Here is a 25372-nt window from a genome sequence, read left to right as displayed (position 1 = left end):
TGCCATAACGAGACCGTTATGCCCAGATTGCCGACTGTGTTGCTGCTGTCGCTGCTGACCTGGACCGCAACGGCTGGCGCGTTGACTCTTACTGATGATGAGCGTGGCTGGCTGGCGGACCATCAGGAGCTGCGCCTGGGGGTGGACGCCTCTTGGCCACCCTTCGAATACCGTGATGAAAATGGCCGCTACCAGGGCTTGTCGGCGGATTACGTGCGCCTGATCCAGGACCGCCTGGGCGTCAGGGTCAAGCTGATCGAACCGCCAAGCTGGGGCGCCGTGCTGGAAATGGCACGAAGCAACCAGCTGGACCTTATCCCCAGCATCATGTCGACCCCAGAACGCCAGAATTACCTGGCCTTCACCCGGCCTTATATCGACTTCCCAATGGTGATTCTGGCCCACGAAGGCGGCGCACGGCCGCGTAATCTCAAGGACCTTTACGGGTTGAAGATTGCCGTGGTGGAAAACTACGCACCTCATGAGCTGCTGCGCACCCACCACCCGGACCTCAACCTGGTGGCCCTGCCCAACGTCAGCTCCACACTGCAAGCCCTGGCCACCGGCGAAGTGGATGCCGTAGTCAGCGACTTGGCGTCCAGCGTCTGGAGCCTGCGCGAACTCAAGCTCGACGGCCTGTACGTCAGTGGCGAGACACCCTATCGCTATCAATTGGCGATGGGCGTGCCGCGTGACGACAAGATGCTGGTCGGCATTCTGGACAAGGTGCTGGCCGACCTCAGCCCGCAGGAAACCGAGGCCATCCAGCAACATTGGGTCGGCAGCTTTACCGATCACCGTACATTCTGGACAGACTTGCTGATGTACGGCCTGCCCGCAGTGCTGTTACTCAGCACCGTTTTAGCCATCGTAATTCGGATCAATCGCCGCCTCAGCTCGGAAATTTCCCGCAGGGTTGCCCTCGAACAGGAACTGCGCAGCAGCGAATACCACTATCGCGGCCTGGTGGAGAGCCTGTCCGCCATCGCCTGGGAAGCCAGCATTAGCGACTTTACCTACAGCTACGTGTCACCGCATGCCGAGGAGTTGCTCGGATACCCGCGGGCGCATTGGCTGATCCCAGGCTTCTGGCGCAACATTATTCACCCCGCCGACCTGACACGCACCGAAGCCTATTGCTACCGCGAAACCCGCGCCAACCGCGATCACAGCATCGATTACCGCGTGATCACCGCCGACGGCCGCTGCCTGTGGGTGCGCGACATTGTCAGCCTGATCGAACACGGGCATGAGCCCGTGCTGCGCGGCTTGATGATCGACATCAGCGAAGCCAAGCGCACCGAAGAAGCACTGCAGCTGTCCGAGCAGAAGTTTGCCTCGGTGTTCCAGCAGTGCCCCGACATTCTGGTGATCGCACGGCTATCCGACGGCTGCCTGCTGGAGGTTAACAAGGCGTTCGAGGACCAGGTTGGCCTCAGCGCCGAAGAGGTGGTCGGCAAAACCGCGACCGCGCTGAATATCTGGGGCCTTCCGGGCATCGGCCCCGACCTGTTGAAACGGGTGCAGACCACCAGCATTCGCAACCTGGAAATGCCGTTCCTGCGCAGTAACGGCCAGGCGTTTACCGGGTTGCTCTCGGCCGAGCCCTTTCAGCTCGACACCACCGAAGCCCTGGTGGTGGTGGTGCGCGACATCACCCAACTGAAGGAAACCCAGCAACAACTGCAAACCTCCGAAGAGAAATTCGCCAAAGCCTTCCATGCCTCCCCTGACGGCTTGTTGCTAAGCCGACAGCGTGATGGCCTGCTGATTGAAGTCAACGATGGCTTCAGCCGCATCACTGGCTTCAACAGCGCGGCGTCCCTCGACCAGTCGACCCTGGACCTGGGCATCTGGGTCGACCTCAACGAACGCAAGCACATGCTCGAACTGATGCACCGGGATGGCTTTGTACGGGATTTCATCTGCCATATACGCCGCAGCGACGGGCAGATACGGCTGTGTGAAGTGTCCAGCCGCCCCCTGCCGATCGCCGGTGAGGACTGCATGCTGACCATCGCCCGCGACATCACCGAACGCCAACTGATGCAGGAAAAACTGCAACAGGCCGCGACCGTATTCGAAAGCACTGCCGAAGGTGTATTGATCACCGACACCCGGCAGCACATCAGCGCCGTCAACCGTGCCTTCAGCGAAATCACCGGCTACAGCGAAGCCGAAGCCCTCGGCAATACGCCGCGCCTGCTTGCCTCCGGCCTGCATGACAGCGCGTTCTATGCGGCCATGTGGCACCAACTGACGGCCCAGGGCCACTGGCAGGGCGAGATTTCCAACCGGCGCAAGAACGGCGAGCTGTACCCCAGCTGGCTGACCATCAGCGCCGTACGCAACCGCGACCAGATGATCACGCACTTCGTCGCCGTGTTTGCCGACATCTCCAGCCTCAAGCTGGCCCAGGCGCGGCTCGACTACCAGGCCCACCACGACCCACTCACGGGCCTGCCCAACCGCACGCTGTTTGAAAGCCGCTTGCAGGCCGCCCTAAATGGCCATCAGGAAACCGGCAAACAAGGCGCCGTGCTGTTTCTCGACCTGGACCGTTTCAAACACATCAATGACAGCCTGGGCCATCCGATTGGCGACCTGCTGCTCAAAGACATTGCCGTTCGCCTCAAGGAGCAGCTGCGCGATATCGACACCGTCGCGCGCCTCGGTGGCGACGAATTCATCATCCTGCTCCCCGGCCTGCAACACGCCAGCGACGCCCAGCACCTGGCGAATAAACTGCTGGCCTGCTTCACCCCACCCTTCCAGGCCGGCGAACACGAGTTTTTTATCAGCGCCAGTATCGGCACCAGCCTGTACCCCGAGGACGGCACCGACGTAGCCACCCTGGTCAAAAACGCCGACGCCGCCATGTACCGCTCCAAGGCCAAGGGGCGTAACCGGGTCGAAAGCTATACCCGCGACCTGACCGCCCAGGCCAACGAACGCGTGGCACTTGAACATGAACTGCGCCGCGCCATCGAACGCAACGAGCTGAGCCTGTTTTTCCAGCCCAAACTGAGCCTCAAGACCCAGGAACTGATCGGCGCCGAAGCGCTGATCCGCTGGCGCCACCCCACCTTTGGCGACGTGCCCCCCGAACACTTCATTGCCCTGGCCGAAGAGAACGGCATGATCCTGCAGATTGGCGACTGGGTACTGGAACAGGCCTGTCGACAAATGCACGCCTGGCAAACCACCTTCGATGACTTCGGCCCGCTGTCGGTCAACCTGGCCGGCGCGCAACTACGCCACCCCGGGTTGCTGGCTCGCGTCGAACAGCTATTACACGACTACGACCTCGACCCCGGCTGCCTGCAACTGGAAATCACCGAAAACTTCATCATGAGCCAGGCCGAAGAAGCGCTGGAAGTGTTGCACCAACTCAAACGCCTGGGCGTACAACTGGCGATCGATGATTTCGGCACCGGCTATTCATCCCTCAGCTACCTCAAGCGCCTGCCGCTGGATTTCCTCAAAATCGACCAATCCTTCGTCCGCGGCCTGCCCGACGACCCCCACGACGCCGCCATCGTGCGCGCAATCATCGCCTTGGGCCAAAGCATGCAATTCACCATCATCGCCGAAGGCGTGGAGAACGCCGCGCAACAAGCATTCCTCACCGCCGAAGGCTGTGAACAGATGCAGGGTTACATCGTCAGCCTGCCGCTACCGCCGGAGCTTTTTGCAGCGACGTTTCTTCGTATAAGCATTGAGGATTTTTCGGATAGCACAGCGGGGAAACCATCGTTATAATCCGCGACCTGTTACAAGGGCCTATAGCTCAGTTGGTCAGAGCAGAGGACTCATAATCCTTTGGTCCACGGTTCAAGTCCGTGTGGGCCCACCAACTTAAAATGCCGCGCATTGCGCGGCATTTGTGTGTCTGGAAGCCTGTAACATACGCCCCCATTGCCGCCAGCACTGGAGCCCTGCCCTTGCCCGTCCTTGATGAAATCGACCGCCAACTGATCGCCGCCCTGCAGATCAACGCCCGCGAAAGCGTGGCCATGCTCGCCCGGCAGTTGGGCATTGCGCGTACCACGGTAACGTCGCGCCTGGCGCGGCTGGAAAAACCCAGGTGATCACAGGGTATGGCGTGCGCCTCGGGCAGCGTGTGGTCGATGGCGGTTTGCAAGCGTACGTAGGGATCACCGTGCAGGCGCGCTCGGGCAAGGAGGTGCTGCGCAGGTTGAGTGCCATGGCCCAGGTGCAGCAGTTGTGCGCGGTGAGTGGTGAGTTCGATTACGTGGCCTGGCTGCGCACCGATTCGCCGGAGCAGCTTGATCAGTTGCTGGACCAGATCGGCAGCGTCGACGGTGTGGAGAAAACCACCACCTCGATCATCCTTAGTAACAAATTGGATCGTGGCCAGCCAGTCTGACCAGCAGGTTCGTCACTCTGACTAAAAACAATTCAATCCGACGACACTTTGCGTCTTATTAACGAACGCTACGCTCCCTAAACTGGCTGCCATCTTTTCCTATACTCAGCGGGTCACGTCCTGCCGAGTCGTCAGCAAGGGTCAGCCATGAGCATTCCGTCCAGCACCATCAGCAAGACCAATCGCCACCCCGCAGACGGTAAGAAACCCATCACCATCTTCGGCCCGGATTTCCCGTTTGCCTTTGATGACTGGATCGAGCACCCGGCGGGCCTGGGCAGCATTCCGGCCGCCAACCATGGCGCCGAGGTGGCGATTGTCGGTGCCGGGATCGCGGGGCTGGTGGCCGCCTACGAGTTGATGAAACTGGGCTTGAAGCCGGTGGTATACGAAGCCTCGAAGATGGGCGGCCGCTTGCGCTCCCAGGCCTTTGAGGGCGCTGAAGGCATCATCGCCGAGCTGGGGGGCATGCGTTTCCCGGTGTCGTCTACCGCGTTCTACCACTATGTGGACAAGCTGGGCCTGGAGACCAAACCCTTCCCCAACCCTTTGACCCCGGCCTCTGGCAGCACAGTCATCGACCTGGAAGGCCAGACCCACTACGCACAAAAACTTTCCGACTTGCCGGTGCTGTTTCAGGAAGTCGCCGACGCCTGGGCCGATGCGCTGGAGGCCGGCTCGCAGTTCGGCGATATCCAGCAAGCCATCCGCGACCGTGACGTACCGCGCCTCAAAGAGCTGTGGAATAAGCTGGTGCCGCTGTGGGACGACCGCACCTTCTATGACTTTGTCGCTACCTCCAAGGCGTTCGCCAAGCTCTCGTTCCTGCACCGCGAAGTGTTTGGCCAGGTTGGTTTCGGCACCGGCGGCTGGGACTCGGACTTCCCCAACTCGATGCTGGAAATCTTTCGCGTGGTGATGACCAACTGCGACGACCACCAGCACCTGGTGGTCGGCGGCGTGGCCCAGGTGCCCATGGGCATCTGGCGCCATGTGCCGGAGCGTTGCGCTCACTGGCCGGCCGGGACCAGCCTCAGTTCGTTGCACAGAGGTGCGCCACGGGCGGGTGTGAAACGCATTGCGCACGCCCCCGACGGCCGCTTTGCGGTCACCGACAATTATGGCGACACCCGCGAGTACGCGGCGGTGCTCACCACTTGCCAGAGCTGGCTGCTGACCACCCAGATCGAATGCGACGAAACCCTGTTCTCGCAAAAGATGTGGATGGCCCTGGACCGCACGCGCTACATGCAGTCATCGAAAACCTTTGTAATGGTCGATCGCCCGTTCTGGAAAGACAAAGACCCGCAAACCGGCCGCGACGTGATGAGCATGACCCTCACCGATCGCCTGACCCGTGGCACCTACCTCTTCGACAACGGCGACGACAAGCCGGGGGTGATTTGCCTGTCGTACTCGTGGATGAGCGACGCGTTGAAAATGCTCCCGCAACCCATCGACAAGCGGGTGAAACTGGCCCTGGATGCACTGAAAAAGATCTACCCGAAAGTCGATATCAAAGCGCGCATCATCGGTGACCCGATCACCGTATCGTGGGAGGCCGACCCGCACTTCCTCGGTGCCTTCAAAGGTGCGTTGCCCGGGCACTATCGCTATAACCAGCGGATGTATGCGCACTTTATGCAGAAGGACATGCCCGCCGAACAACGCGGGATCTTTATCGCGGGCGACGACGTATCCTGGACCCCGGCCTGGGTCGAAGGCGCGGTACAGACCTCGCTGAACGCGGTGTGGGGCATCATGACCCACTTTGGCGGCAGCACTCACCCCGAGAACCCGGGGCCGGGTGATGTGTTTGATGAAATCGGGCCAATCGCCCTGGCCGATTAAGGAGTTCAACATGCGCGTCGCCCTGTACCAATGCCCGCCGCTGCCGCTGGATGTGGCCGGCAACCTCAAGCGTCTGCACCAGTTGGCGCATGAAGCGTCGGATGCCGATGTGCTGGTGCTGCCGGAGATGTTCCTCAGCGGCTACAACATTGGCGCCGAGGCGGTGGGCGCGCTGGCCGAGGCGCAGGATGGCGAGTCGGCACAGGCGATTGCCGAATTGGCGCAAAGTGCCGGCCTGGCGATTCTGTATGGCTATCCGGAGCGCGCCGAGGACGGGCAGATCTACAATGCCGTGCAACTGATCGACGCCCACGGCCAGCGCCTGTGCAACTACCGCAAAACCCACTTGTTCGGCGATCTGGACCACTCGATGTTCAGTGCCGGGGGCGATGACTTCCCGCTGGTGGAGCTGAACGGCTGGAAGCTCGGGTTTCTGATCTGTTACGACCTGGAGTTCCCCGAAAACACCCGGCGCCTGGCCTTGGCCGGTGCCGAACTGATCCTGGTGCCCACCGCCAATATGGTGCCGTTCGACTTCGTGGCCGACGTGACCGTGCGGGCGCGGGCCTTTGAAAACCAGTGCTACGTGGCATACGCCAATTACTGTGGCCACGAAGGCGACATTCAATACTGTGGGCAAAGCAGCATCGCCGCGCCGGATGGCCAACGCATTGCGCAGGCGGGTCTGGATGAAGCCTTGATCGTCGGCACGCTGGAGCGCCAGTCAATCATCGATGCGCGCGCCACCAACCACTATCTGCAAGACCGCCGCCCCGAGTTGTACGCAGCGCTGCACAAGCCCTGATCCAGCCGGTTTGGTAACATGGCCACATCCCACGTTTCGGAAGTGCCCATGCCTGCGCCGGCCCACGCTCATCACCTTCATCTGACCCTGGCCAACGGCTTGCGGGTTTCCTTGCAGCATGCGCCGCGTTTGAAGCGTTGCGCAGCAGTGCTAAGGGTGGCGGCCGGCAGCCATGACGCGCCACTCACCTGGCCAGGGCTGGCACATTTCCTCGAGCATCTGCTATTCCTCGGTACCGAGCGTTTTCCCACGGGCGAAGGGCTGATGACCTACGTACAACGCCATGGCGGCCAGGTGAATGCCAGCACCCGTGAGCGCACCACGGACTTCTTCGTTGAGCTGCCGGTTGCAACGTTTGCCGGTGGGCTGGAGCGACTGGCGGACATGCTGACCCACCCGCGCCTGACGCTGGAGGACCAACGGCGCGAGCGCGAAGTGCTGCACGCGGAGTTTGTCGCCTGGTCGCAGGATGCCAAGGCGCAGCAGCAAGTCGCGCTGCTGGAAGGCTTGGCGGCGGATCATCCGCTGCGCGGCTTCCACGCGGGTAACCGCGACAGCCTGCCGGTGGAGCGTGAGGCATTTCAGCAGGCGTTGCGCGAATTCCACACGCATTTCTATCAAAGCGGCCAGATGACCTTGAGCCTGGCAGGCCCGCAGCCACTGGAAGAACTGGAAGGCTTGGCACAGCGCTTCAGCGAGCAACTGACCTCAGGGCCCCTACGACCACAACACGCGCCACCGGCATTGATGCAGGGTCAGGCACTGAGCTATCAGCACATCGCCCATGATCACCTGCATCACGTCCTCACGTGCAACGCGCCCCGTGAAGCACTGGAATTCCTCTGCACGTGGCTTAACGCCGCGACACCCGGCGGGTTACTGGCTGAACTGAAAGCACGACAACTGGGCAGCGCCCTGCAGGCGTCGGTGCTGTATCACTTCGCCGGTCAGGCGGTATTGGATATCGACTTTACGCTCAATGGTCCCGTTGAATCAGCGACACAGATCGAGGCGTTGCTGCACGACTGGTTGAGTTTTTTCGCACACAGCAACTGGGCATTATTGCGAGAAGAATTCGCCTTGCTGGCGGCTCGCCAACAGCAGGCCCAAGGTGCCCTCGCACTGGCTCGACACGACAGCGAAGCACTCTCGGAACCGGCTGTCGTCGCCCTCAAGAGCATGCTCGACTCACTTTGCCTGCCGCCCTCCCGGCATGCCTGGCAGCTACCGCCGCCCAACCCATTCCTGCGCCCGCCCGCCAAGGAAGAGCGCGCCGGCCTGATCCGCGGCCAGACCAGCGCCCACCGAGGCTTGCGCACCTTTGCCCAGGATCGCTCCAGAGGGCGTCGTGACGTATCGGCGCTGGCCTTCAGCCAGGCATTGGCGGATGACGGTGATGAAGCTGCCCTGTATCTGCAATGGCAGTCTGCCCCGTCCGGCCTGGAAAGCGCAGTGCAGTCACTGTGCGAAACTGCACGTCAGGCGGGCGTCGAGTTGTCATTCGAACCCTTGGGCAATGACGGACGGGTGAAAATGGTCGGGCTACAGGAGCCCATCCCAGCCGTGCTGGATGGGTTAGCGCAACGCCTGAGCGAACCGCAGGCAGCCCCAGCCGCCTCGCCACCCATGATTGCCATCCGAGAATTGCTCAAGGCGCTGCCCGCTTGCTGCACCCCTGCCACACCCGAATCGGCATCCTGGGCCACTGCGCGCTGGCATGGCCTGGGGTTGGGTTTCTCTCCTGCGTACGAAGCTGCGATCAAAACCGCAGCGGCCCGCCTGCCAGGGCAGCCTTCGAACCTCAACCACGTACAGCCATCGCTCAGCGGCCAGCGTATCTGGCATGCGCTTGAAATCGACTCTGGCGAAGCCGCATTGCTGCTCTTTTGCCCAACGCCAAGTCTGTCCCTGGCGGACGAGGCCGCCTGGCGACTGCTCGGCCATCGGCTCCAAGCGCCGTTTTACCAACGCCTGCGGGTAGAGCTGCAAATCGGCTACGCCGTGTTCAGCGGCATCCGACAGATAAACCGGCAGACCGGCCTGCTATTGGGCGTGCAGTCCCCCAGCGCATCCTTGGAAGGCATCGCCGATCATCTGCAAACCTTCCTGAAGCAACTGCCGGCGCTGATCGATAGCCGCGACGAGTTGGGTAACCAGGCGCTGGCACAGCAGTTCTCGGCACAGACGCTGCCCACCGCACAAGCCGCCGAACTGCTCTGGCACGCGCATCTGGCGGGCCATCCGTCGGATTACCTCACGCAGCTCCAACAGGCGATCCAGGCCTGTACACGCGAAGACCTGCAACACGCCGCGCAGCAGTTGAACGACGCTGCAGGCGGCTGGCACTGTGTCGCCAACGGCCCGTGCAGCAACGATTGCTGGCAAACGGCAGGCTGATCATTGCCGCCCCTGCAAAAGGCTTTTTCCTTCAAGACAGCGCTAACTTGAAAAGAATTGCGTAACATTCCCTAGCACACCTCTGAACATCTGCGACTGGAGGTGGACTATATGTATTACTTGGTAGTGAACGTCCCATCCCTTGGTAGGAGTATGAATATGACCTGGTCCAAACCTGCTTACACTGATCTGCGCATTGGTTTCGAAGTCACCATGTACTTCGCCAGCCGGTAATCCGCTGGGTAATACAACGCCTCGGTTCGCCCGGGGCGTTTTTGTTTTGAGTTTTGCTTGATGGAGTGGCCATGTTTGTCCAGATTCTAGGTTCCGCCGCCGGCGGTGGTTTCCCACAGTGGAACTGCAACTGCGTGAACTGCGCAGGTTTTCGTGACGGCAGCCTGCGAGCCCAGGCGCGCACCCAGTCGTCCATCGCGATTTCCGACGACGGCGTGAATTGGGTACTGTGCAACGCGTCGCCGGATATTCGCGCACAACTCCAGGGTTTTGCACCGATGCAACCCGGCCGCGCCCTGCGCGATACCGGCATCAGCGCGATCATCCTGATGGACAGCCAGATCGACCACACCACCGGCCTGCTGAGCCTGCGCGAAGGCTGCCCGCACCAGGTGTGGTGCACCGACATGGTCCATGAAGACCTGAGCACCGGTTTCCCGCTGTTCAGCATGCTCACTCACTGGAACGGCGGCCTGGCCTGGAACCGTATCGAGCTGGACGCCAGCTTCACCATCCCGGCCTGCCCCAACCTGCGTTTCACCCCACTGCCGTTGCGCAGCGCCGCGCCGCCCTACTCGCCGCACCGCTTCGACCCGCACCCGGGCGACAACATCGGCCTGATCGTCGAAGACCTGCGCACCGGCGGCAAGCTGTTCTACGCGCCGGGCCTGGGCAAGGTCGACGCGCCGTTGCTGGAGATCATGGCCGGCAGCGACTGCCTGCTGGTGGACGGCACGATGTGGGACGACGATGAAATGCAGCGCCGTGGCGTCGGCACCCGCACCGGGCGCGAGATGGGCCACCTGGCGCAAAACGGCCCAGGCGGCATGCTCGAAGTGCTGGAGCAACTGCCCGAGCAGCGCAAGGTGCTTATCCATATCAACAACACCAACCCGATCCTCGATGAAGACTCCCCCGAGCGGGCCGAGTTGGTGCGGCGCAATGTCGAAGTAGCTTACGACGGCATGAGCATTGAATTGTAGGAGCAGACGAAATGACTGACACACCGCTGACGCCCGTCGAATTCGAAGCGGCCCTGCGAGCCAAGGGCGCCTTCTACCATATTCATCACCCTTACCATGTGGCGATGTACGACGGCCGCGCCACCCGCGAGCAGATCCAGGGCTGGGTTGCCAACCGTTTCTACTATCAGGTGAACATCCCCCTGAAGGACGCCGCGATTCTGGCCAACTGCCCGGACCGCGAGATCCGCCGCGAGTGGATCCAGCGCCTGCTCGACCATGACGGCGCACCCGGTGAAGACGGCGGTATCGAAGCCTGGCTGCGCCTGGGCCAGGCGGTCGGCCTCGACCCGGACCAACTGCGCTCCCAGGAGCTGGTGCTGCCCGGCGTACGTTTTGCGGTGGATGCCTACGTCAACTTTGCGCGCCGTGCCAGTTGGCAGGAAGCCGCCAGCAGCTCACTGACCGAATTGTTCGCGCCGCAGATCCACCAGTCGCGACTCGACAGCTGGCCGCAGCATTACCCGTGGATCGATCCGGCCGGCTACGAATATTTCCGCACCCGCCTGGGCCAGGCTCGGCGCGATGTTGAACACGGTTTGGCGATCACGCTGCAGCACTACACCACCCGTGAGGGCCAGGAGCGCATGCTGGAAATCCTCCAGTTCAAACTGGACATCCTGTGGAGCATGCTGGACGCCATGAGCATGGCCTATGAACTGAAACGCCCGCCCTATCACAGCGTGACCGAGCAGCGGGTATGGCATAAAGGGATCACCCTATGAGCTTTGATCGCAGCAGAACACCGACCTGGCGCCCGGGCTATCGCTACCAGTACGAGCCCGCGCAAAAAGGCCATGTGTTGCTCTACCCCGAAGGCATGATCAAGCTCAATGACAGCGCCGCGTTGATTGGTGGTTTGATCGATGGCGAGCGCGACGTGGCGGCCATCATCGCCGAGCTGGATAAGCAATTCCCCGGCGTGCCTGAGCTGGGTGATGACATCGAGCAATTCATGGAGGTCGCCCGTGCTGAGCACTGGATCACCCTTGCCTGAAAAGCCGGCCATTGGCCTGCCGCTGTGGCTGCTGGCCGAGCTGACCTACCGCTGCCCGTTGCAGTGCCCGTACTGCTCCAACCCGCTGGATTTTGCCGAGCAGGGCAAGGAGTTGAGCACCGAACAGTGGATCAAGGTATTTCGCGAAGCCCGGGAAATGGGCGCTGCGCAGCTGGGGTTTTCCGGCGGTGAACCGCTGGTGCGTCAGGACCTCGCAGAGCTGATCGCCGAGGCGCGCAAGCTGGGCTTCTACACCAACCTGATCACCTCCGGCATCGGCCTCACCGAGCAGAAGATCAGCGACTTCAAGAAGGCCGGCCTGGACCATATCCAGATCAGCTTCCAGGCCAGCGACGAACAGGTGAACAACCTGCTGGCCGGCTCCAAAAAAGCCTTCGCGCAAAAGCTGGAAATGGCCCGCGCAGTGAAGGCCCATGGCTACCCGATGGTGCTGAACTTCGTGACCCATCGGCACAATATCGACAAGATCGACCGCATCATCGAACTGTGCATCGCGCTAGAAGCAGACTTTGTCGAACTCGCCACCTGCCAGTTCTATGGCTGGGCGCAGCTCAATCGTGTGGGGTTGTTGCCGACGCGGGAGCAACTGGTACGCGCCGAACGCATCACCAACGAATACAGGGCCAAGCTCGAAGCCGAAGGCCACCCGTGCAAGCTGATATTCGTTACGCCGGATTACTACGAAGAACGCCCGAAAGCCTGCATGAACGGCTGGGGCAGTATCTTTCTTACAGTGACGCCGGACGGCACCGCCCTGCCCTGTCACGGCGCCCGACAGATGCCGGTGCAATTTCCCAATGTGCGCGAGCACAGCATGCAGCACATCTGGTACGACTCGTTTGGCTTCAACCGCTTTCGCGGCTACGACTGGATGCCCGAACCGTGCCGTTCCTGCGACGAAAAAGAGAAAGACTTCGGCGGCTGCCGCTGCCAGGCCTTCATGCTCACGGGGGATGCGAGCAACGCCGACCCGGTGTGCAGCAAGTCCGAGCAGCACGGCATCATCCTCAAGGCGCGGGAAGAAGCCGAACATGCCACTCAGACCATCGAGCAACTGGCCTTTCGCAATGAGCGCAACTCACGGCTCATCGCAAAAGGCTGACCGCCTCAGCGCTTGGCGATGATGTACACGGCGTGAATGATGCCGGGGAAGTAACCGCACAGGGTCAGCAGGATATTCAGCCAGAACGCGCCGGCAAAACCCACTTGCAGGAACACACCCAGTGGCGGCAGCAGAATGGCGATGATGATACGAATGATGTCCATGGGTAAGCTCCAAAAAATCGGCTCGTGTGAGCCGTGTAGCTAATCGACCTTGGCCGTTCGTGAGGGTTCAGTGGAATCTGGCACTGGGCCACCCTGAAGTGAGCAAACAAAAAAACGCCCCCAGCCAAAAGAATCAGGCTGGAGGCGCCGCGTATGCCGCGAGACGGTTCAGGAATAAGAGGTTAAACGGCGATGCCCTTGCGGCATTGCAGTTGCGCGGTGCGCACGCGTGAGAAGGCGCGGGCCAGGCGCAGGAGCATTTCGTCGATGTTGCTTTTGCTCACGGTCAGGGCCGGGGTAAAACGCAGGCAGTTGGGTTGTGGGGCATTGAGGATCAATCCCTCGTGCAGCGCGGCTTTTACCACCGCATCGGCAGAATCATCCGACAACGTCAGGCCCCACATCAGGCCGTGGCCGCGCAATTGCCCGTGGTCGTAGCGATAGGCCAGGCGTGCCAGGCCTTCGCCCAGGTGCAGGCCGGTCTCACGTACGTGTTCCAGAAAGCCGTGCCCGAGCACGCTATCGAGTACCGCCAGCCCGGCCGACGCCATCAGCGCGTTGCCATGATGAGTGCCTTCCAGGTCGCCCACTTCAAAACAGCAGGCTTTGCCACGCGCCAGCAGTGCCGCCAGTGGCACGCCGCCGCCCAGGCCCTTGCCGAGGGTGATGATGTCGGCGCGCACGCCATACTGCTGTTCGGCGAGCAAGGTGCCGCAACGGCCGAGGCCGGTTTGTACTTCGTCGAGGATCAGCAGAATCCCCAGTTCGCGGCACAGGCGCTCGACCCCTTTGAGGTAGTGCTCGGTCGCGGGAATCACCCCGGCTTCGCTCTGGATCGGCTCCAGCATGATGGCGACGGTTTGCGCATCCACGGCGGCATGCAGCGCCGGCAGGTCGTTGAACGGCACATGGCTGAAGCCCGGAAGCTGCGGCTCGAAGCGGTTTTCGCAGGCACTTGCCGAGGCGGCCATCGCGGCAAAGCTACGGCCATGGCAGCCGCTGCTGGCGCTGATAATGCGATAAGCGCCGCCGCGATGCAGCTGGCCCCACTTGCGCGCCAACTTGATGGCCGCTTCGCAGGCTTCCGCGCCGCTGTTGAGCAGGTAAGCCTGGTCGCTGCCGGTGCGGTGGCTCAGGCGTTCGACGAGGTTGAGTTGGGAGCGGTTATGCAAGCCCATACCCGGATTGATCAGTGCCTGGGTCTGGTCACCCAGGGCTTTGATCAACACCTGCGGGCTGTGGCCGAGGCTGTTGGCGGCATTGCCCTGGCTGAAGTCCAGGTAGGCGCGGTCTTCGCTGTCCCAGAGCCAGGAGCCCTGGCCGCGCACGAACACCTGGGCAGGCTTGGCTACGGTGGGCATCAGGGATTCACTGGAGGGATCGGCGTACGGCGCGTCGAGGATCAAATCGTCGAGGCTCGGGGCAGGACGACGGAACAGGTTCACAGCTCACCCCCGATGGCAACCGGACCTTGGTCGGTTGCCTGTGCACGGAATGCCTTGAGGTTTTTTGACTTGCCTATGTAAACGCCATCAACATACACGCTATTCATTGCCCGATCCGGCCCTGTAAGCCCTGCGAATAGGCGCTAGACTAGGCGTCTCGGGGGCCAACAGCCATTTCGATTTTCCAGCTTTTTCGATAAGTAAGTCTTATGGATTTCAAGCAACTGCGTTATTTCGTCGCGGTGTATGAGGAGGGCCATGTAGGCCGTGCCGCTGAACGCCTGTCGATCTCCCAACCGGCGTTGTCGCAACAGATTCGCCAGTTGGAGCAGAACCTGGATGTCAGCCTGTTCGAGCGCAGCAGCAAACGCCTGCTGCCTACCCTGGCCGCCCACACCCTGTATAACCACGCCTTGCCGCTGATCGATGGCCTGCAACAGGCCGTCGAAGCCTTGCGCAACTTCAAGGGCCAGGCCATGCGCACCCTGGCCATCGGCGTGCTGCAAACCGTACACACCAGCCTGGTGCCGCAAATGCTCGAGCGTGTGCGCAAGGCGCAGCCACATCTTGTGGTGCAGATCTACGAATTGACCGGGCTGGAGATTGAACGCCGGCTGCTGAACGGCTCGCTGGATATCGGCATCAGCTACTTGCCGCCACGCCAGCCGGGGCTGCACGGGGGTGCTGCTGTACGAAGATGAGTTGAAAGTTGTCATCCCTGAAGACCACCCGCTGCGTGAATTCAAGAAAGTCTCGCTGAAACAGGCGGCCGAGTTGCCGATGTTGCTGCTGGGGGAGGAGTTTCAGGTTCGGCAGATCTGGCAGGGGCAGTTGGCTAACCTAGGGCGGCGCCCGCAGGTGCAGGCGGAGCTGAACACCATGGTCGGGATTCTCGACAGCTTGCCCCATACCCAGTTGGCCACCGTATTGCCGGGGCGCTCCCAAGACCAGCACAACAGCCAGTTGCTGCTGTGGAAACCCTTGAGTGAACCCAGGGTGCCGTTGAAAGTGGGGTTGGTATGCCGCGACGTGCAGCGCCAGCAGGCGACGGTGGCGTTGCTGCGCACCTTGCTGGAAGACGTGATGAATGCCCCGCAGGCACAACCCTGACTTTTTCGCGAGCAAAAGAAAACCCCGCCGAAGCGGGGCTTTGCAGACTGTTTCCCTGACATCCATTTCACTCCGCCATCCTGGCAGAATCCTACGTGTCCGTGTTGTTGCTTTGCGCTTCCTGCGCGACGTCCATGTGAAGTAGATTATCCGTGGATCCAATTTAGCGATAGAGGACGAATAGCAGTACGTCATGTAAGAGAATGCTTACACGCCCTCCAAGCCCTTAGAACAGTGCTTCATCCAGCAAAAACAACGATTCGCTACCGGCTTTTACCGACGCACTCAGCGACTGAATACGTGGCAACAGGCGGGCAAAGTAGAAACGCGCCGTGCCCAGCTTGCTGGCGTAGAAGTCTTCTTCAGCCTCTTTTCCCCACGCCGCCTTGGCCATGCGCGCCCACATATAGGCATACGCCATGTAACCAAAGGCATGCAGGTACTCCACCGACGCCGCGCCGATTTCATTCGGGTTGGTCTTGGCGCGGTCCAGCACCCAGGCGGTCAATTCATCCAGGTTATCCACCGCAGCGTTGAGCGGCTTGGTGAACTCGGCCAGCTCGGCCCCCGCCGTAGCGGTGAATTGGCGGATCTCGTCGGCAAACAAGGTATAGAAGGCGCCGCCGCTGCCGACGATCTTGCGCCCCATCAAGTCCAGCGCCTGGATGCCGTTAGTGCCTTCGTAGATCTGGGTGATGCGCACATCACGCACCAATTGCTCCTGGCCCCACTCCCGAATGTAGCCATGGCCGCCAAACACTTGCTGACCAAGCACGGTGGTTTCCAGGCCCAGGTCGCTGAGGAAAGCCTTGGCCACCGGGGTCAGCAGTGCCACCAGGTTGTCGGCACGCTCACGGGCTACGGGGTCTTCGCTGAACTTGGCGATGTCCAGTTGCGTGGCCACATAGGTGGAGAACGCACGGCCGCCTTCGTTGGCGGCTTTCATGGTCAGCAGCATGCGGCGCACGTCAGGGTGGACGATGATCGGGTCGGCCACTTTGTCCTTGGCCTGAGCGCCCAACGGCGAACGGCTTTGCAGGCGGTCACGCGCATATTCAATGGCGTTCTGGTAAGAGCGCTCGCCGGACGCCAGGCCCTGAATACCCACGCCAAGCCGCTCGTAGTTCATCATGGTGAACATCGCCGCCAGGCCACGGTTGGGCTCGCCCACCAGGTAGCCTACAGCTTGGTCGAAGTTCATCACGCAGGTCGCGGACGCCTGGATGCCCATCTTGTGCTCGATGGAGCCACAGGTCACCGGGTTGCGCGCCCCCAGGCTGCCGTCGGCATTGACCATGAATTTCGGCACCAAAAACAGCGAGATGCCCTTGGGGCCAGCCGGCGCGTCCGGCAGCTTGGCCAGTACCAAGTGGATGATGTTTTCGGTGAGGTCGTGTTCGCCGCCGGTGATGAAGATCTTGGTGCCGCTGATGATGTAGGACCCATCCGCCTGCGGCTCGGCCTTAGTGCGAATAATCCCCAGGTCAGTGCCGGCATGCGCTTCGGTCAGGCACATGGAACCGGCCCACTCACCGGAATACATCTTCGGCAGGTAGGTGGCCTTGAGTGCTTCGCTGGCGTGGGTGTTGATCGACACGCAGGCCCCGGACGTCAGCATCGGGTACAGGCCGAACGCCAGGCTCGACGAGTTGATCATCTCTTCCACCTGCGCCGAGACTGCCTTGGGCATGCCCATGCCGCCGAAGACCGGATCACCGCCTACACCCACCCAGCCACCTTCGGCGTAGGTTTTGTAGGCTTGTGGATAACCATCGGGCGTGGTGACGACGCTGTCTGCCCAACGGCAGCCTTGTTCATCGCCACCGCGACTGAGCGGTGCGATGGATTTGGCGGTGACTTTGCCGGCTTCTTCGAGGATTGCCTCGCAGGTGGAGGCGTCAACGGTGTCTGCCAATGCCGGCAATTGGGCCCAAGTGGTGGCGACCTCAAAAACTTCGTTGAGGACGAAGCGCATATCACGCAGCGGCGCTTTGTAATCAGCCATGGCAAACCTCGTGAGAACGTGAAAAGTGATTCGATAGGGTCGGCTTTACAGGCTTCGAGTGTACCCGAACAACTTTTCAGACACATAGGGTCCGTTCGTGACTATTAAGTATTTATAAGTCACACACAGATCCAATGTGGGAGCGGGCTTGCTCGCGAAAGCGTAGTGTCAGTCAGCTGATTTGTTTCTGACACAACGCCTTCGCGAGCAAGCCCGCTCCCACATTCAGACCGTGGAGAGTCAGGGTCTATAGGGCAAACAGCTGAGCAGGCAGACTCATCAGGCATTCGCTGCCAGCCTCCACAGCGGAGCGGTGGCTGGCGGTACGCGGCAGCAGGCGCTGGAAGTAGAACTCGCAGGTCGCCAGCTTGGCCTTGGCAAACTCGGCATCGTCGTGGCTGTGCGCCGCAATGGCCATGCGCAGCCACAGATAAGCCAGGATCACATAACCGCTGTACATCAAGTAATCCACAGCCGCTGCGCCGACTTCATCAGGGTTTTTCATCGCGGCCATACCGACCTTGGTCGTCAGCTCGCCCCATTCCTGGTTCAGTTGGTTGAGCTGCGCCACATAAATCTTGAGCTGTGGATGCTCGGCATTCGACGCACAGAACTTATGCACGATTTTGGTGAAACCACGCAGCAACTTGCCCTGGCTGCCCAGCACCTTGCGCCCCAGCAGGTCGAGGGCCTGGATGCCGTTGGTGCCTTCATAGATCGGCGCAATCCGCGCATCGCGGGCCAGTTGCTCCATGCCCCATTCACGAATATAGCCATGGCCGCCAAAAACCTGCATGCCGTGATTGGTCACCTCAAGGCCGGTGTCGGTCATAAAGGCTTTGCAGATCGGTGTGAGGAACGCCAGCAGGTCTTCGGCCTCCTGGCGCTGCGCGGCGTCGCTGCTCAGGTGCGCGGTGTCGAGCAATTGCGCGGTGAAATAGGTCAGCGCCCGGTTGCCTTCGTTGAAGGCTTTCATGGTGAGCAACATGCGGCGCACGTCAGGGTGCACAATGATCGGGTCGGCGGCTTTCTCCGGGGCCTTGGCACCGGTGAGCGAGCGCATTTGCAGGCGGTCGTTGGCGTATTTGATCGCGCCCTGGAAACTCGCTTCACCGTTGCACAGGCCCTGCATACCGGTGCCCAGGCGTGCGTGGTTCATCATGGTGAACATGCAGTTGAGGCCTTTGTTGGCCTCGCCAATCAAAAAGCCCTTGGCGCCGTCGAAGTTCAGCACGCAGGTGGCTGAAGCCTTGATACCCATTTTGTGTTCGATGGAACCGCAGTGCACCGCGTTGCGTTCGCCGGAATCCGTATGGAACTTGGGCACGATAAACAACGAGATACCTTTGGTGCCCGCCGGCGCGTCCGGCAGCTTGGCCAACACCAGGTGGATGATATTGGCGCTCATGTCGTGCTCGCCGGCCGAGATGAAGATCTTGCTGCCGGTGACCGCGTAGCTGCCGTCCGCCTGGGGCACGGCGCGGGTCTTGATCAGGCCCAGGTCGGTGCCGCAATGGGCTTCGGTCAGGCACATGGTGCCGGTCCATTCACCGGCGGTGAGTTTGCTGAGGAACGTGGCTTTCTGCTCCTCGGTGCCGTGGGCATGGATCGCCGACATCGCGCCGTGAGTCAGGCCCGGGTACATGCCCCAGGAGGTGTTGCTGGAGCCGATCATCTCGCTCAGCACCAGGCCCAGGGAGTGCGGCAAGCCCTGACCACCGTAGGCCGGGTCTGCCGCAACGCCGTGCCAGCCGCCTTCCACGTACTGGGCGAAGGCTTCCTTGAAGCCTTTGGGTGTGGTCACCACGCCATTGTCGAAATGGCAGCCCTCTTCGTCACCGCTGCGGTTGAGCGGCGCGAGCACGTTTTCGCAGAATTTGGCGCCTTCTTCGAGGATCGCACCGACCATGTCCGGGCTGGCGTCGGTCGCGCCGAGGGCGGCGTAGTGGCCGTGGAAGTCAAATACGTTGTCGATCAGAAAGCGCATGTCGCGCAGGGGTGCTTTGTATTCAGGCATGACAGTTTCTCCGGCAGCAGATGGTTTCAACCTACTGCCGGCTGGTGCCTCAAACAATCACTGTAGAACCGCTGAATACACCGCCATCACTCAACCGGCAGCGCTCGCCATGCGCACCGCGCCGCGCCGGGTTTGCCCGGCCGCGACCACACAGTTGCGCCCTGCGCCCTTGGCGGCATACAGCGCCTGGTCGGCGGTCTTGAGCACTTCTTCGGGCGTGCGATGCTCGATCTGGCGTTCGGCCACTCCGATGCTGATGGTCACCGAGACACTCGATGCACCACTGCCGGCGCGGCGTTGACGGCCCTGCTGGTCGTCTTGCGGGCGATCCGAGTTGCGCAGCTTGATGTCGTAGTCGGCGATGATCTCGCGAATTTCCTCCAGGTACGGCATGCACTCATCCAGGGTCTTGCCGGCGAACACCACGGCGAACTCTTCACCGCCATACCGGTAGGCGCGCCCGCCACCGTTGACCTTGGACAATTTGCTGGCCACCAGCCGCAGCACCTGGTCACCCACGTCGTGGCCATGGGTGTCGTTGAAGCGCTTGAAGTGGTCGACGTCGCTCATCGCCAGCACATAGTTGCGCCCCAGCCGCTGCATGCGCTCGTTGAGGGCACGGCGCCCCGGCAGGCCGGTCAGCTCGTCACGAAAGGCCATTTGATAGGCCTCGTGGGCCACACCGGCGGCGATCATCAGCATCACCTGGCTGCACATGATGTTCAAGGTAAACGGCAGGATGAAGGTTTGCGGCAACATCCAGAACATCCCCAGCAATCCCACCAGTTGCGCCGCATGCAACGGGCGCGGCTGATACCAATACTGGGCGGCCAGAGTCAGGAAACCGATCAGGAACATCGGGTATGACAGCTGGATCAGACTCATCCAACGGCCGTGCAAGGCCGGCCAGCGAATCTCCGCCAGCCAGTTGAGCACGGCTTCGGGATAACTTTGCTCCAGCGCCAGCGCCACGCTGCCTACGGCCAGCAATACCGCGCCGCGTGCGACAAAGTCACGGAACAGGTGGGTCTTCTCCTGCCAGAGCGCGTAAATGCTGAACAACAGCGGCAATAACAGGCAACACAAGTGAAACACCACGGCGGCGTCTTCACGTACGCGGCCATTGTCGCGGTAGAAGTCGGTCTGGGTGTCGAGCAGGAAGTAGGCGATATACACCGTGATCATCAGGAACAGTTCACGCTGGCGGCGATACACCGCGCAATACGAGCCGCCGAGCAACAGCACCAGGGTCGGCAGCACATTGAACAGCGATGTAAAGAACACGTTGAGATCTTTGACATACGCAGCCGAGAGCCCAGCCAGCAACAGCAGCAACGAAGGGAAAAAATGACTGAAACGTACAGCGGACACGCGTGACAAGGGTAAAACTCCGACCCGCAAAAAGTGATGGCACTGTGCCTTTACGCAGACAGTTAAGCACAGCCTGCCTGCCATGTATCACATTGCCATCACTTTAACGGCCGAGCGGCCCAATCCCTGAGTGTCACGCTGTGGTTTTTTTATCGCACACCTGAAGACAGCAGCGCTGTCGGCCATCTCGTACTGTCAAGGTTGACAGTATTCAGCCAAGGTTTTGCTGTGTTTACTCGCGTATACCACTCAGTACCATCCAGCCGGTTTTCGGGAGAAACAAGGAGTGCCCTTTACACAACGGGAATGACGATTATGGAAACCTCGGAAAACGACCTGGTGCGCACAAGTTCACTGTTCTTGATTCGTAACGCACAACCCCGATTACAGCCGCTGATCGTGGTGGATGCCATCCCCAACGCCGGCGGCCTGGTCCCCCTGTCTACGGCAGCCAATGACCTGCGCATCCGCATTCCGGTACCGCCGCAACCCGGGCCTCCCGGATCTCGTGCCACGATCAGGGTGTACGCCGAATTACCGCCGCCGGCTGAATACGAGGTGCTGTCCTACCAGCAATTGCCGACGTATCCCACGGCAGCGGTCGACATCACCGTGCCGCGCCGCCTGGTGGGCAGTGAAGGCGACTACCAACTCACCTATATCCTGGACGACGGCAGTAACGTGCTGCGTGCGACCGCCAGTACCCCCTTGCGGGTCCAGAAAACCCCACCGTTTGGTTACTTGACTATCACACCGCCGCGCCCACTGCTGCCGGCAAACCTGGCGACGCCTCTGATTACCGAAGAATACCTGGCCAACAATGACCCGGTCCTGTTTCGGATTCCTGAGCATGCGGAAATCAACAACGAGATCGCCCTGCGTGCCGTTGTCTACTACGGCAACACCGACAGCCACATGGAGGTGGCGTACGCCGTACCGCCCGTGACCGCCCTGCCCGACTTCCCGGCTGTGCGTCTTATACCGGTACCTGCGGCCATTATTCGCGCCCGCGGCAATGGCCCGCAGCAGCTGACCTATCGCTGTCTCGACCGAGAAGGCAACCGCGCTCGGGACTCGTTGATTCTTGAGGTCAGGGTGGCGCTGCGCATCACCCCTTCGAACATTGCCATCCCACGCGTGACTCAGGCGATTGCGCCCGATAACACAGTGACGCTTGGGGATATCACCCAGGGTGGGCAGGGCGGGATGGAGGTGTGGCTGGACAGCGTCGACGGTTTGCAAATCGGCGACGTGGTGGGCGTTACGCTTGGCGCCGCCTCCATGCCGACGTCCTTGATTTACGCCGGGCAACCGTTACCGTTACGCTTTATTGTCACCACGGCGCAAATCCAGGCCGCGCTTGCGGGAGCCGCCAACAATGACACGACGACTGCGGTGGGGTTCAGAATCATCAGCGGCGGGGTTGTCTTCAATGGGCCAGGCAGAACCCTGACCTTTAACCTGTCGACCTTGATGACGCTGGCGCTGCCGATCGTGCAAAACCTGAACAGCGAGGGCAACCTCAACTGCAACTCGCCGCAACCCTTGAACGCACCCTACCCGAACCGTTCTATTGCGGTGTTTATCCCACCTTCAGCCGCTTTGATTCCCGGCCGGACGTTGACACTGACCTGCGCATTGAGCCGGCAGGACAATGGTTCAAACCCGATTGTTCCAGCCGTCACGGTCTCTACAGTGCTGGCGGCCGATGCTCCAACACTGGGCCTTACCTTGAACCTGCCTTACACGACCACCATGAGGGTAATCGGCAGAGGCGTGATGTATTTCAGCTATTCGATGCTCAACAACGCCAACCAGCTGCTTCGATCTGCGCCGGTGGCCATTGGGGTCAGGGGTGTTTTGGCCGGCAACGTTTATTGCGACGGAACGCCGTTCACCCCGACACCTTGAGTGCGTTGGCTGCACACATAAAAAAACCGCCGCACCCCAAAGGGCCCGGCGGTTTTTGAGAGAACCCGGTAAGGCTTAGTAAGCCAGGCCGAAGTCTTCTTCTTTCATGTCCATCAGGTTGTTGGCGCCCGACAGCATGGTGGCTACGTGAGTACGGGTACGTGGCAGGATGCGCTGGAAGTAGAAGCGTGCGGTTTGCAGCTTGGCGGTGTAGAACGCCTCTTCGGTGGTACCGGCAGCCAGTTTCTCGGCAGCCAGGCGCGCCATGTCGGCCCAGAAGTACGCCAGGCAGGCATAACCGGAGTACATCAGGTAATCCACCGAAGCGGCACCGACTTCTTCACGGTCTTTCATCGCGGCCATGCCGACCTTCATGGTCAACTCGCCCCACTCTTTGTTGAGTGCAGCCAACGGTGCAACGAACTCTTTAACCGCCTCAACGCCTTCGTTGGCCTGGCAGAACTTGTGCACGATCTTGGTGAAGCCCTTGAGCGCTTCGCCTTGGGTCATCAGCACTTTACGGCCGAGCAGGTCCAGCGCCTGGATGCCGGTGGTGCCTTCGTACAGCATCGAAATGCGGCTGTCGCGAACGTTCTGTTCCATGCCCCACTCGGCGATAAAGCCGTGGCCGCCGTAGATCTGCACGCCGTGGTTGGCCGACTCAAAACCGACTTCGGTCATGAACGCCTTGGCGATCGGGGTCATGAAAGCCAGCAGGCCATCTGCCTGTTTCTTGGCTTCGTCGTCGGTGCCGTACTTGACGATATCCACTTGCTTGGCGGTGAAGTACACCATCGCACGGTTGCCTTCGGCGAAGGCTTTCATGGTCAGCAGCATGCGGCGCACGTCAGGGTGCACGATGATCGGGTCGGCGGCTTTTTCCGGGGCTTTCGGGCCGGTCAGGGAGCGCATTTGCAGGCGGTCACGCGCATATTTCAGGCCGCCCTGAAGCCGATCTCGGCGTGCGACAGGCCTTGCAGCGCGGTACCCAGGCGAGCGGTGTTCATAAAGGTGAACATGCAGTTCAGGCCTTTGTTCGCCGGGCCGATCAGGAAACCGGTGGCCGCGTCGAAGTTCATCACGCAAGTGGCGTTACCGTGGATGCCCATTTTGTGTTCCAGGGACCCACAGGTCACGGCATTGCGCGCGCCGATCGAGCCGTCTGCGTTCGGCAGGAATTTAGGCACGATAAACAACGAAATACCTTTGGTGCCGGCCGGTGCGTCCGGCAGGCGGGCCAGTACGATGTGGACGATGTTGTCGGCCATGTCGTGTTCACCGGCCGAGATGAAGATCTTGGTGCCGGAGACTTTGTAGGAACCGTCGGCCTGAGGCTCGGCCTTGGTGCGCAGCATGCCCAGGTCGGTGCCGCAGTGCGGCTCGGTCAGGCACATGGTGCCGGTCCATTCGCCCGAGACCAGTTTGGTCAGGTAGGCGTTTTGCTGTTCCGGGGTGCCGTGCTCGGAGATGGTGTTCATCGCACCGTGGGACAGGCCCGGGTACATGCCCCACGACCAGTTGGCGGCGCCAACCATTTCGCTCACGGCCAGACCCAACGATTCCGGCAGGCCCTGGCCGCCGTGCTCCACGTCGTGGGCCAGGCTTGGCCAGCCGCCTTCGACGAACTGTTTGTAGGCTTCTTTGAAACCAGTAGGGGTCTTAACGCCTGACTCGCTCCAGGTGCACCCTTCGATGTCGCCCACGCGGTTCAACGGTGCCAGCACTTGCTCACAGAACTTGGCGCCTTCTTCGAGAATGGCGTCAACCATGTCCGGGGTAGCGTCCTGGCAAGCCGGCAGGCTCTGATAGTGCGCTTCATAACCAAGCAGTTCGTCACGAACGAAGCGAATATCACGCAAGGGGGCCTTGTAGTCAGGCATAGCGATAAACCTCTGCTGATGAATCTGGAATGAACAACCGCGTGGATTTGTTGTGGCGGTCAAACAGGTGTTTGAAACATACGTTTACGACCTGGGGTTGTCAAGCATCCCACCGAAGCCGTTTGTCATGACATGAATCAACCCCAGGCACGGCAAGGCCTGCGACGGGATGCCACGTTACAAAGGAGTTTAGGAGTTCAGCGGGGTGACGCAGGACAAAGGTGGGAGCCGGCTTGTGGTACGCAGCATCGCTGCGATGCAGACGCCGCGGTGTATCAGGAGGATTGAGTCGCTGCCATCGCAGGCAAGCCAGCTCCCACATAAAGTGAGAGCCAGCGCATAGGCAGGTTAAGCGTAGGTGTCGATCAAGGTGCCGAGCATTTCATCCGCAGCCTTGGCGACTTTTACGCCCAGCTCCACTTGAAACTTGCCTTCGGCCATTTCGACCATATTGCTGGCCGAGTTGGAAGGCTGGGCACGGTCGTTGGCGCGAAGACGGTCAACCTGCGCATCTGACGGCTGGGTAGTCGCGGCGCTGGCGATCTTGCCGGCGGCCTCGTCGACACGGTTCTGCCCGGTCTGAATGGTACTCAGGCCCGAATAAAACGCGCTGCTTCCAGAGATGTCCATGGCGTAAGCCTGCCTTTAGA

Annotated in this window: 16 protein-coding genes, 1 tRNA gene and 3 pseudogenes; 13 read left to right on the top strand and 7 right to left on the bottom strand. The window is 61.0% G+C overall.

Features of this window, described 5'->3' with window-relative positions; all coding sequences use genetic code 11:
• The first annotated feature begins 18 nt into the window (after positions 1 to 18).
• From LRS56_29125 to pqqE, 11 genes and pseudogenes are all read left to right on the top strand, one after another.
• Positions 19 to 3762, top strand: coding sequence for an EAL domain-containing protein (locus tag LRS56_29125; GenBank protein ID WDU62717.1), 3744 nt, complete (start codon positions 19 to 21; stop codon positions 3760 to 3762).
• Between the two features lie 17 nt (positions 3763 to 3779).
• Positions 3780 to 3856: transfer RNA gene (locus LRS56_29120), tRNA-Ile, on the top strand.
• 88 nt (positions 3857 to 3944) lie between these two features.
• Positions 3945 to 4390, top strand: a pseudogene (locus LRS56_29115) (Lrp/AsnC family transcriptional regulator).
• 168 nt (positions 4391 to 4558) lie between these two features.
• The gene (locus LRS56_29110) at positions 4559 to 6241 is read left to right on the top strand and encodes an FAD-dependent oxidoreductase (GenBank protein WDU65834.1); all 1683 of its coding nucleotides are present in this window, start codon (positions 4559 to 4561) and stop codon (positions 6239 to 6241) included.
• 10 nt (positions 6242 to 6251) lie between these two features.
• Positions 6252 to 7046 carry a carbon-nitrogen hydrolase family protein gene (locus LRS56_29105; GenBank protein ID WDU62716.1) on the top strand — a complete coding sequence of 265 codons (795 nt, stop codon included), beginning with the start codon at positions 6252 to 6254 and terminating at the stop codon, positions 7044 to 7046.
• A gap of 48 nt (positions 7047 to 7094) precedes the next feature.
• Positions 7095 to 9443 (top strand): pyrroloquinoline quinone biosynthesis protein PqqF, encoded by a 2349-nt coding sequence (gene pqqF / locus LRS56_29100; GenBank protein WDU65833.1) that lies wholly within the window; start codon positions 7095 to 7097, stop codon positions 9441 to 9443.
• 159 nt (positions 9444 to 9602) lie between these two features.
• Entirely contained in the window at positions 9603 to 9677 is a 75-nt protein-coding gene (gene pqqA, locus LRS56_29095; protein ID WDU65832.1) for a pyrroloquinoline quinone precursor peptide PqqA, read from the top strand.
• 71 nt (positions 9678 to 9748) lie between these two features.
• Positions 9749 to 10660 (top strand): pyrroloquinoline quinone biosynthesis protein PqqB, encoded by a 912-nt coding sequence (gene pqqB, locus LRS56_29090; protein ID WDU62715.1) that lies wholly within the window; start codon positions 9749 to 9751, stop codon positions 10658 to 10660.
• 11 nt (positions 10661 to 10671) lie between these two features.
• Positions 10672 to 11424, top strand: a complete 753-nt coding sequence (gene pqqC, locus LRS56_29085) for a pyrroloquinoline-quinone synthase PqqC (GenBank protein ID WDU62714.1) — start codon at positions 10672 to 10674, stop codon at positions 11422 to 11424.
• Entirely contained in the window at positions 11421 to 11696 is a 276-nt protein-coding gene (gene pqqD, locus LRS56_29080) for a pyrroloquinoline quinone biosynthesis peptide chaperone PqqD (GenBank protein WDU62713.1), read from the top strand. Before pqqC ends, pqqD begins: the two co-directional genes overlap by 4 nt.
• Complete coding sequence (pqqE, locus tag LRS56_29075; GenBank protein WDU62712.1) at positions 11668 to 12819, top strand: pyrroloquinoline quinone biosynthesis protein PqqE; 1152 nt, start codon at positions 11668 to 11670, stop codon at positions 12817 to 12819. Before pqqD ends, pqqE begins: the two co-directional genes overlap by 29 nt.
• A 5-nt stretch (positions 12820 to 12824) precedes the next feature.
• Here pqqE and LRS56_29070 read toward each other — a convergent pair whose 3' ends face one another.
• Together LRS56_29070 and LRS56_29065 are read right to left on the bottom strand one after the other, a co-directional pair.
• Complete coding sequence (locus LRS56_29070) at positions 12825 to 12983, bottom strand: YqaE/Pmp3 family membrane protein (protein WDU62711.1); 159 nt, start codon at positions 12981 to 12983, stop codon at positions 12825 to 12827.
• Positions 12984 to 13165: 182 nt separating this feature from the next.
• Positions 13166 to 14428: an aminotransferase class III-fold pyridoxal phosphate-dependent enzyme gene (locus LRS56_29065; GenBank protein WDU62710.1), complete on the bottom strand. Its 1263-nt coding sequence runs from the start codon at positions 14426 to 14428 to the stop codon at positions 13166 to 13168.
• Positions 14429 to 14637: 209 nt separating this feature from the next.
• Here LRS56_29065 and LRS56_29060 point away from each other — a divergent pair.
• Positions 14638 to 15538, top strand: a pseudogene (locus LRS56_29060) (LysR family transcriptional regulator).
• A 226-nt stretch (positions 15539 to 15764) separates the two neighbouring features.
• On the opposite strand, the gene LRS56_29055 reads toward LRS56_29060, so the two are convergent.
• The 3 genes from LRS56_29055 to LRS56_29045 all read right to left on the bottom strand — a co-directional run bounded on the left by LRS56_29055 (position 15765) and on the right by LRS56_29045 (position 20940).
• The gene (locus tag LRS56_29055) at positions 15765 to 17543 is read right to left on the bottom strand and encodes an acyl-CoA dehydrogenase C-terminal domain-containing protein (protein WDU62709.1); all 1779 of its coding nucleotides are present in this window, start codon (positions 17541 to 17543) and stop codon (positions 15765 to 15767) included.
• A gap of 247 nt (positions 17544 to 17790) precedes the next feature.
• A complete protein-coding gene (locus tag LRS56_29050) occupies positions 17791 to 19560 on the bottom strand; it encodes an acyl-CoA dehydrogenase C-terminal domain-containing protein (protein WDU62708.1) in 1770 nt (589 codons plus the stop codon).
• Positions 19561 to 19650: 90 nt separating this feature from the next.
• Entirely contained in the window at positions 19651 to 20940 is a 1290-nt protein-coding gene (locus LRS56_29045; GenBank protein ID WDU62707.1) for a GGDEF domain-containing protein, read from the bottom strand.
• Positions 20941 to 21246: 306 nt separating this feature from the next.
• On the opposite strand from LRS56_29045, the gene LRS56_29040 reads away from it, so the two are divergent.
• A complete protein-coding gene (locus LRS56_29040; GenBank protein WDU62706.1) occupies positions 21247 to 22842 on the top strand; it encodes a hypothetical protein in 1596 nt (531 codons plus the stop codon).
• 75 nt (positions 22843 to 22917) lie between these two features.
• Here the strand turns inward: LRS56_29040 and LRS56_29035 are convergent.
• Positions 22918 to 24722 (bottom strand): annotated as a pseudogene (locus LRS56_29035) (phenylacyl-CoA dehydrogenase).
• Positions 24723 to 25070: 348 nt separating this feature from the next.
• On the bottom strand, positions 25071 to 25352 hold the full coding sequence (locus LRS56_29030) for a pyrroloquinoline quinone biosynthesis protein PqqE (GenBank protein WDU62705.1): 282 nt from the start codon (positions 25350 to 25352) through the stop codon (positions 25071 to 25073).
• Positions 25353 to 25372 lie beyond the last annotated feature (20 nt).

It is taken from the genome of Pseudomonas poae (genome assembly GCA_028869255.1).
In the GTDB taxonomy this organism is placed as follows: domain Bacteria; phylum Pseudomonadota; class Gammaproteobacteria; order Pseudomonadales; family Pseudomonadaceae; genus Aquipseudomonas; species Aquipseudomonas poae_C.
This window is presented reverse-complemented; position numbering and strand designations above follow the sequence as displayed.

Bases quoted from the DNA above. Each gene is read 5' to 3' on its own strand.
- LRS56_29125 (WDU62717.1), top strand. From the start codon at position 19: ATGCCCAGATTGCCGACTGTGTTGCTGCTGTCGCTGCTGACCTGGACC.
- pqqD (WDU62713.1), top strand. From the start codon at position 11,421: ATGAGCTTTGATCGCAGCAGAACACCGACCTGGCGCCCGGGCTATCGC.
- pqqB (WDU62715.1), top strand. From the start codon at position 9,749: ATGTTTGTCCAGATTCTAGGTTCCGCCGCCGGCGGTGGTTTCCCACAG.
- LRS56_29040 (WDU62706.1), top strand. From the start codon at position 21,247: ATGGAAACCTCGGAAAACGACCTGGTGCGCACAAGTTCACTGTTCTTG.
- pqqC (WDU62714.1), top strand. From the start codon at position 10,672: ATGACTGACACACCGCTGACGCCCGTCGAATTCGAAGCGGCCCTGCGA.
- pqqF (WDU65833.1), top strand. From the start codon at position 7,095: ATGCCTGCGCCGGCCCACGCTCATCACCTTCATCTGACCCTGGCCAAC.
- LRS56_29050 (WDU62708.1), bottom strand. From the start codon at position 19,560: ATGCCTGAATACAAAGCACCCCTGCGCGACATGCGCTTTCTGATCGAC.
- LRS56_29030 (WDU62705.1), bottom strand. From the start codon at position 25,352: ATGGACATCTCTGGAAGCAGCGCGTTTTATTCGGGCCTGAGTACCATT.
- LRS56_29105 (WDU62716.1), top strand. From the start codon at position 6,252: ATGCGCGTCGCCCTGTACCAATGCCCGCCGCTGCCGCTGGATGTGGCC.
- LRS56_29055 (WDU62709.1), bottom strand. From the start codon at position 17,543: ATGGCTGATTACAAAGCGCCGCTGCGTGATATGCGCTTCGTCCTCAAC.
- LRS56_29070 (WDU62711.1), bottom strand. From the start codon at position 12,983: ATGGACATCATTCGTATCATCATCGCCATTCTGCTGCCGCCACTGGGT.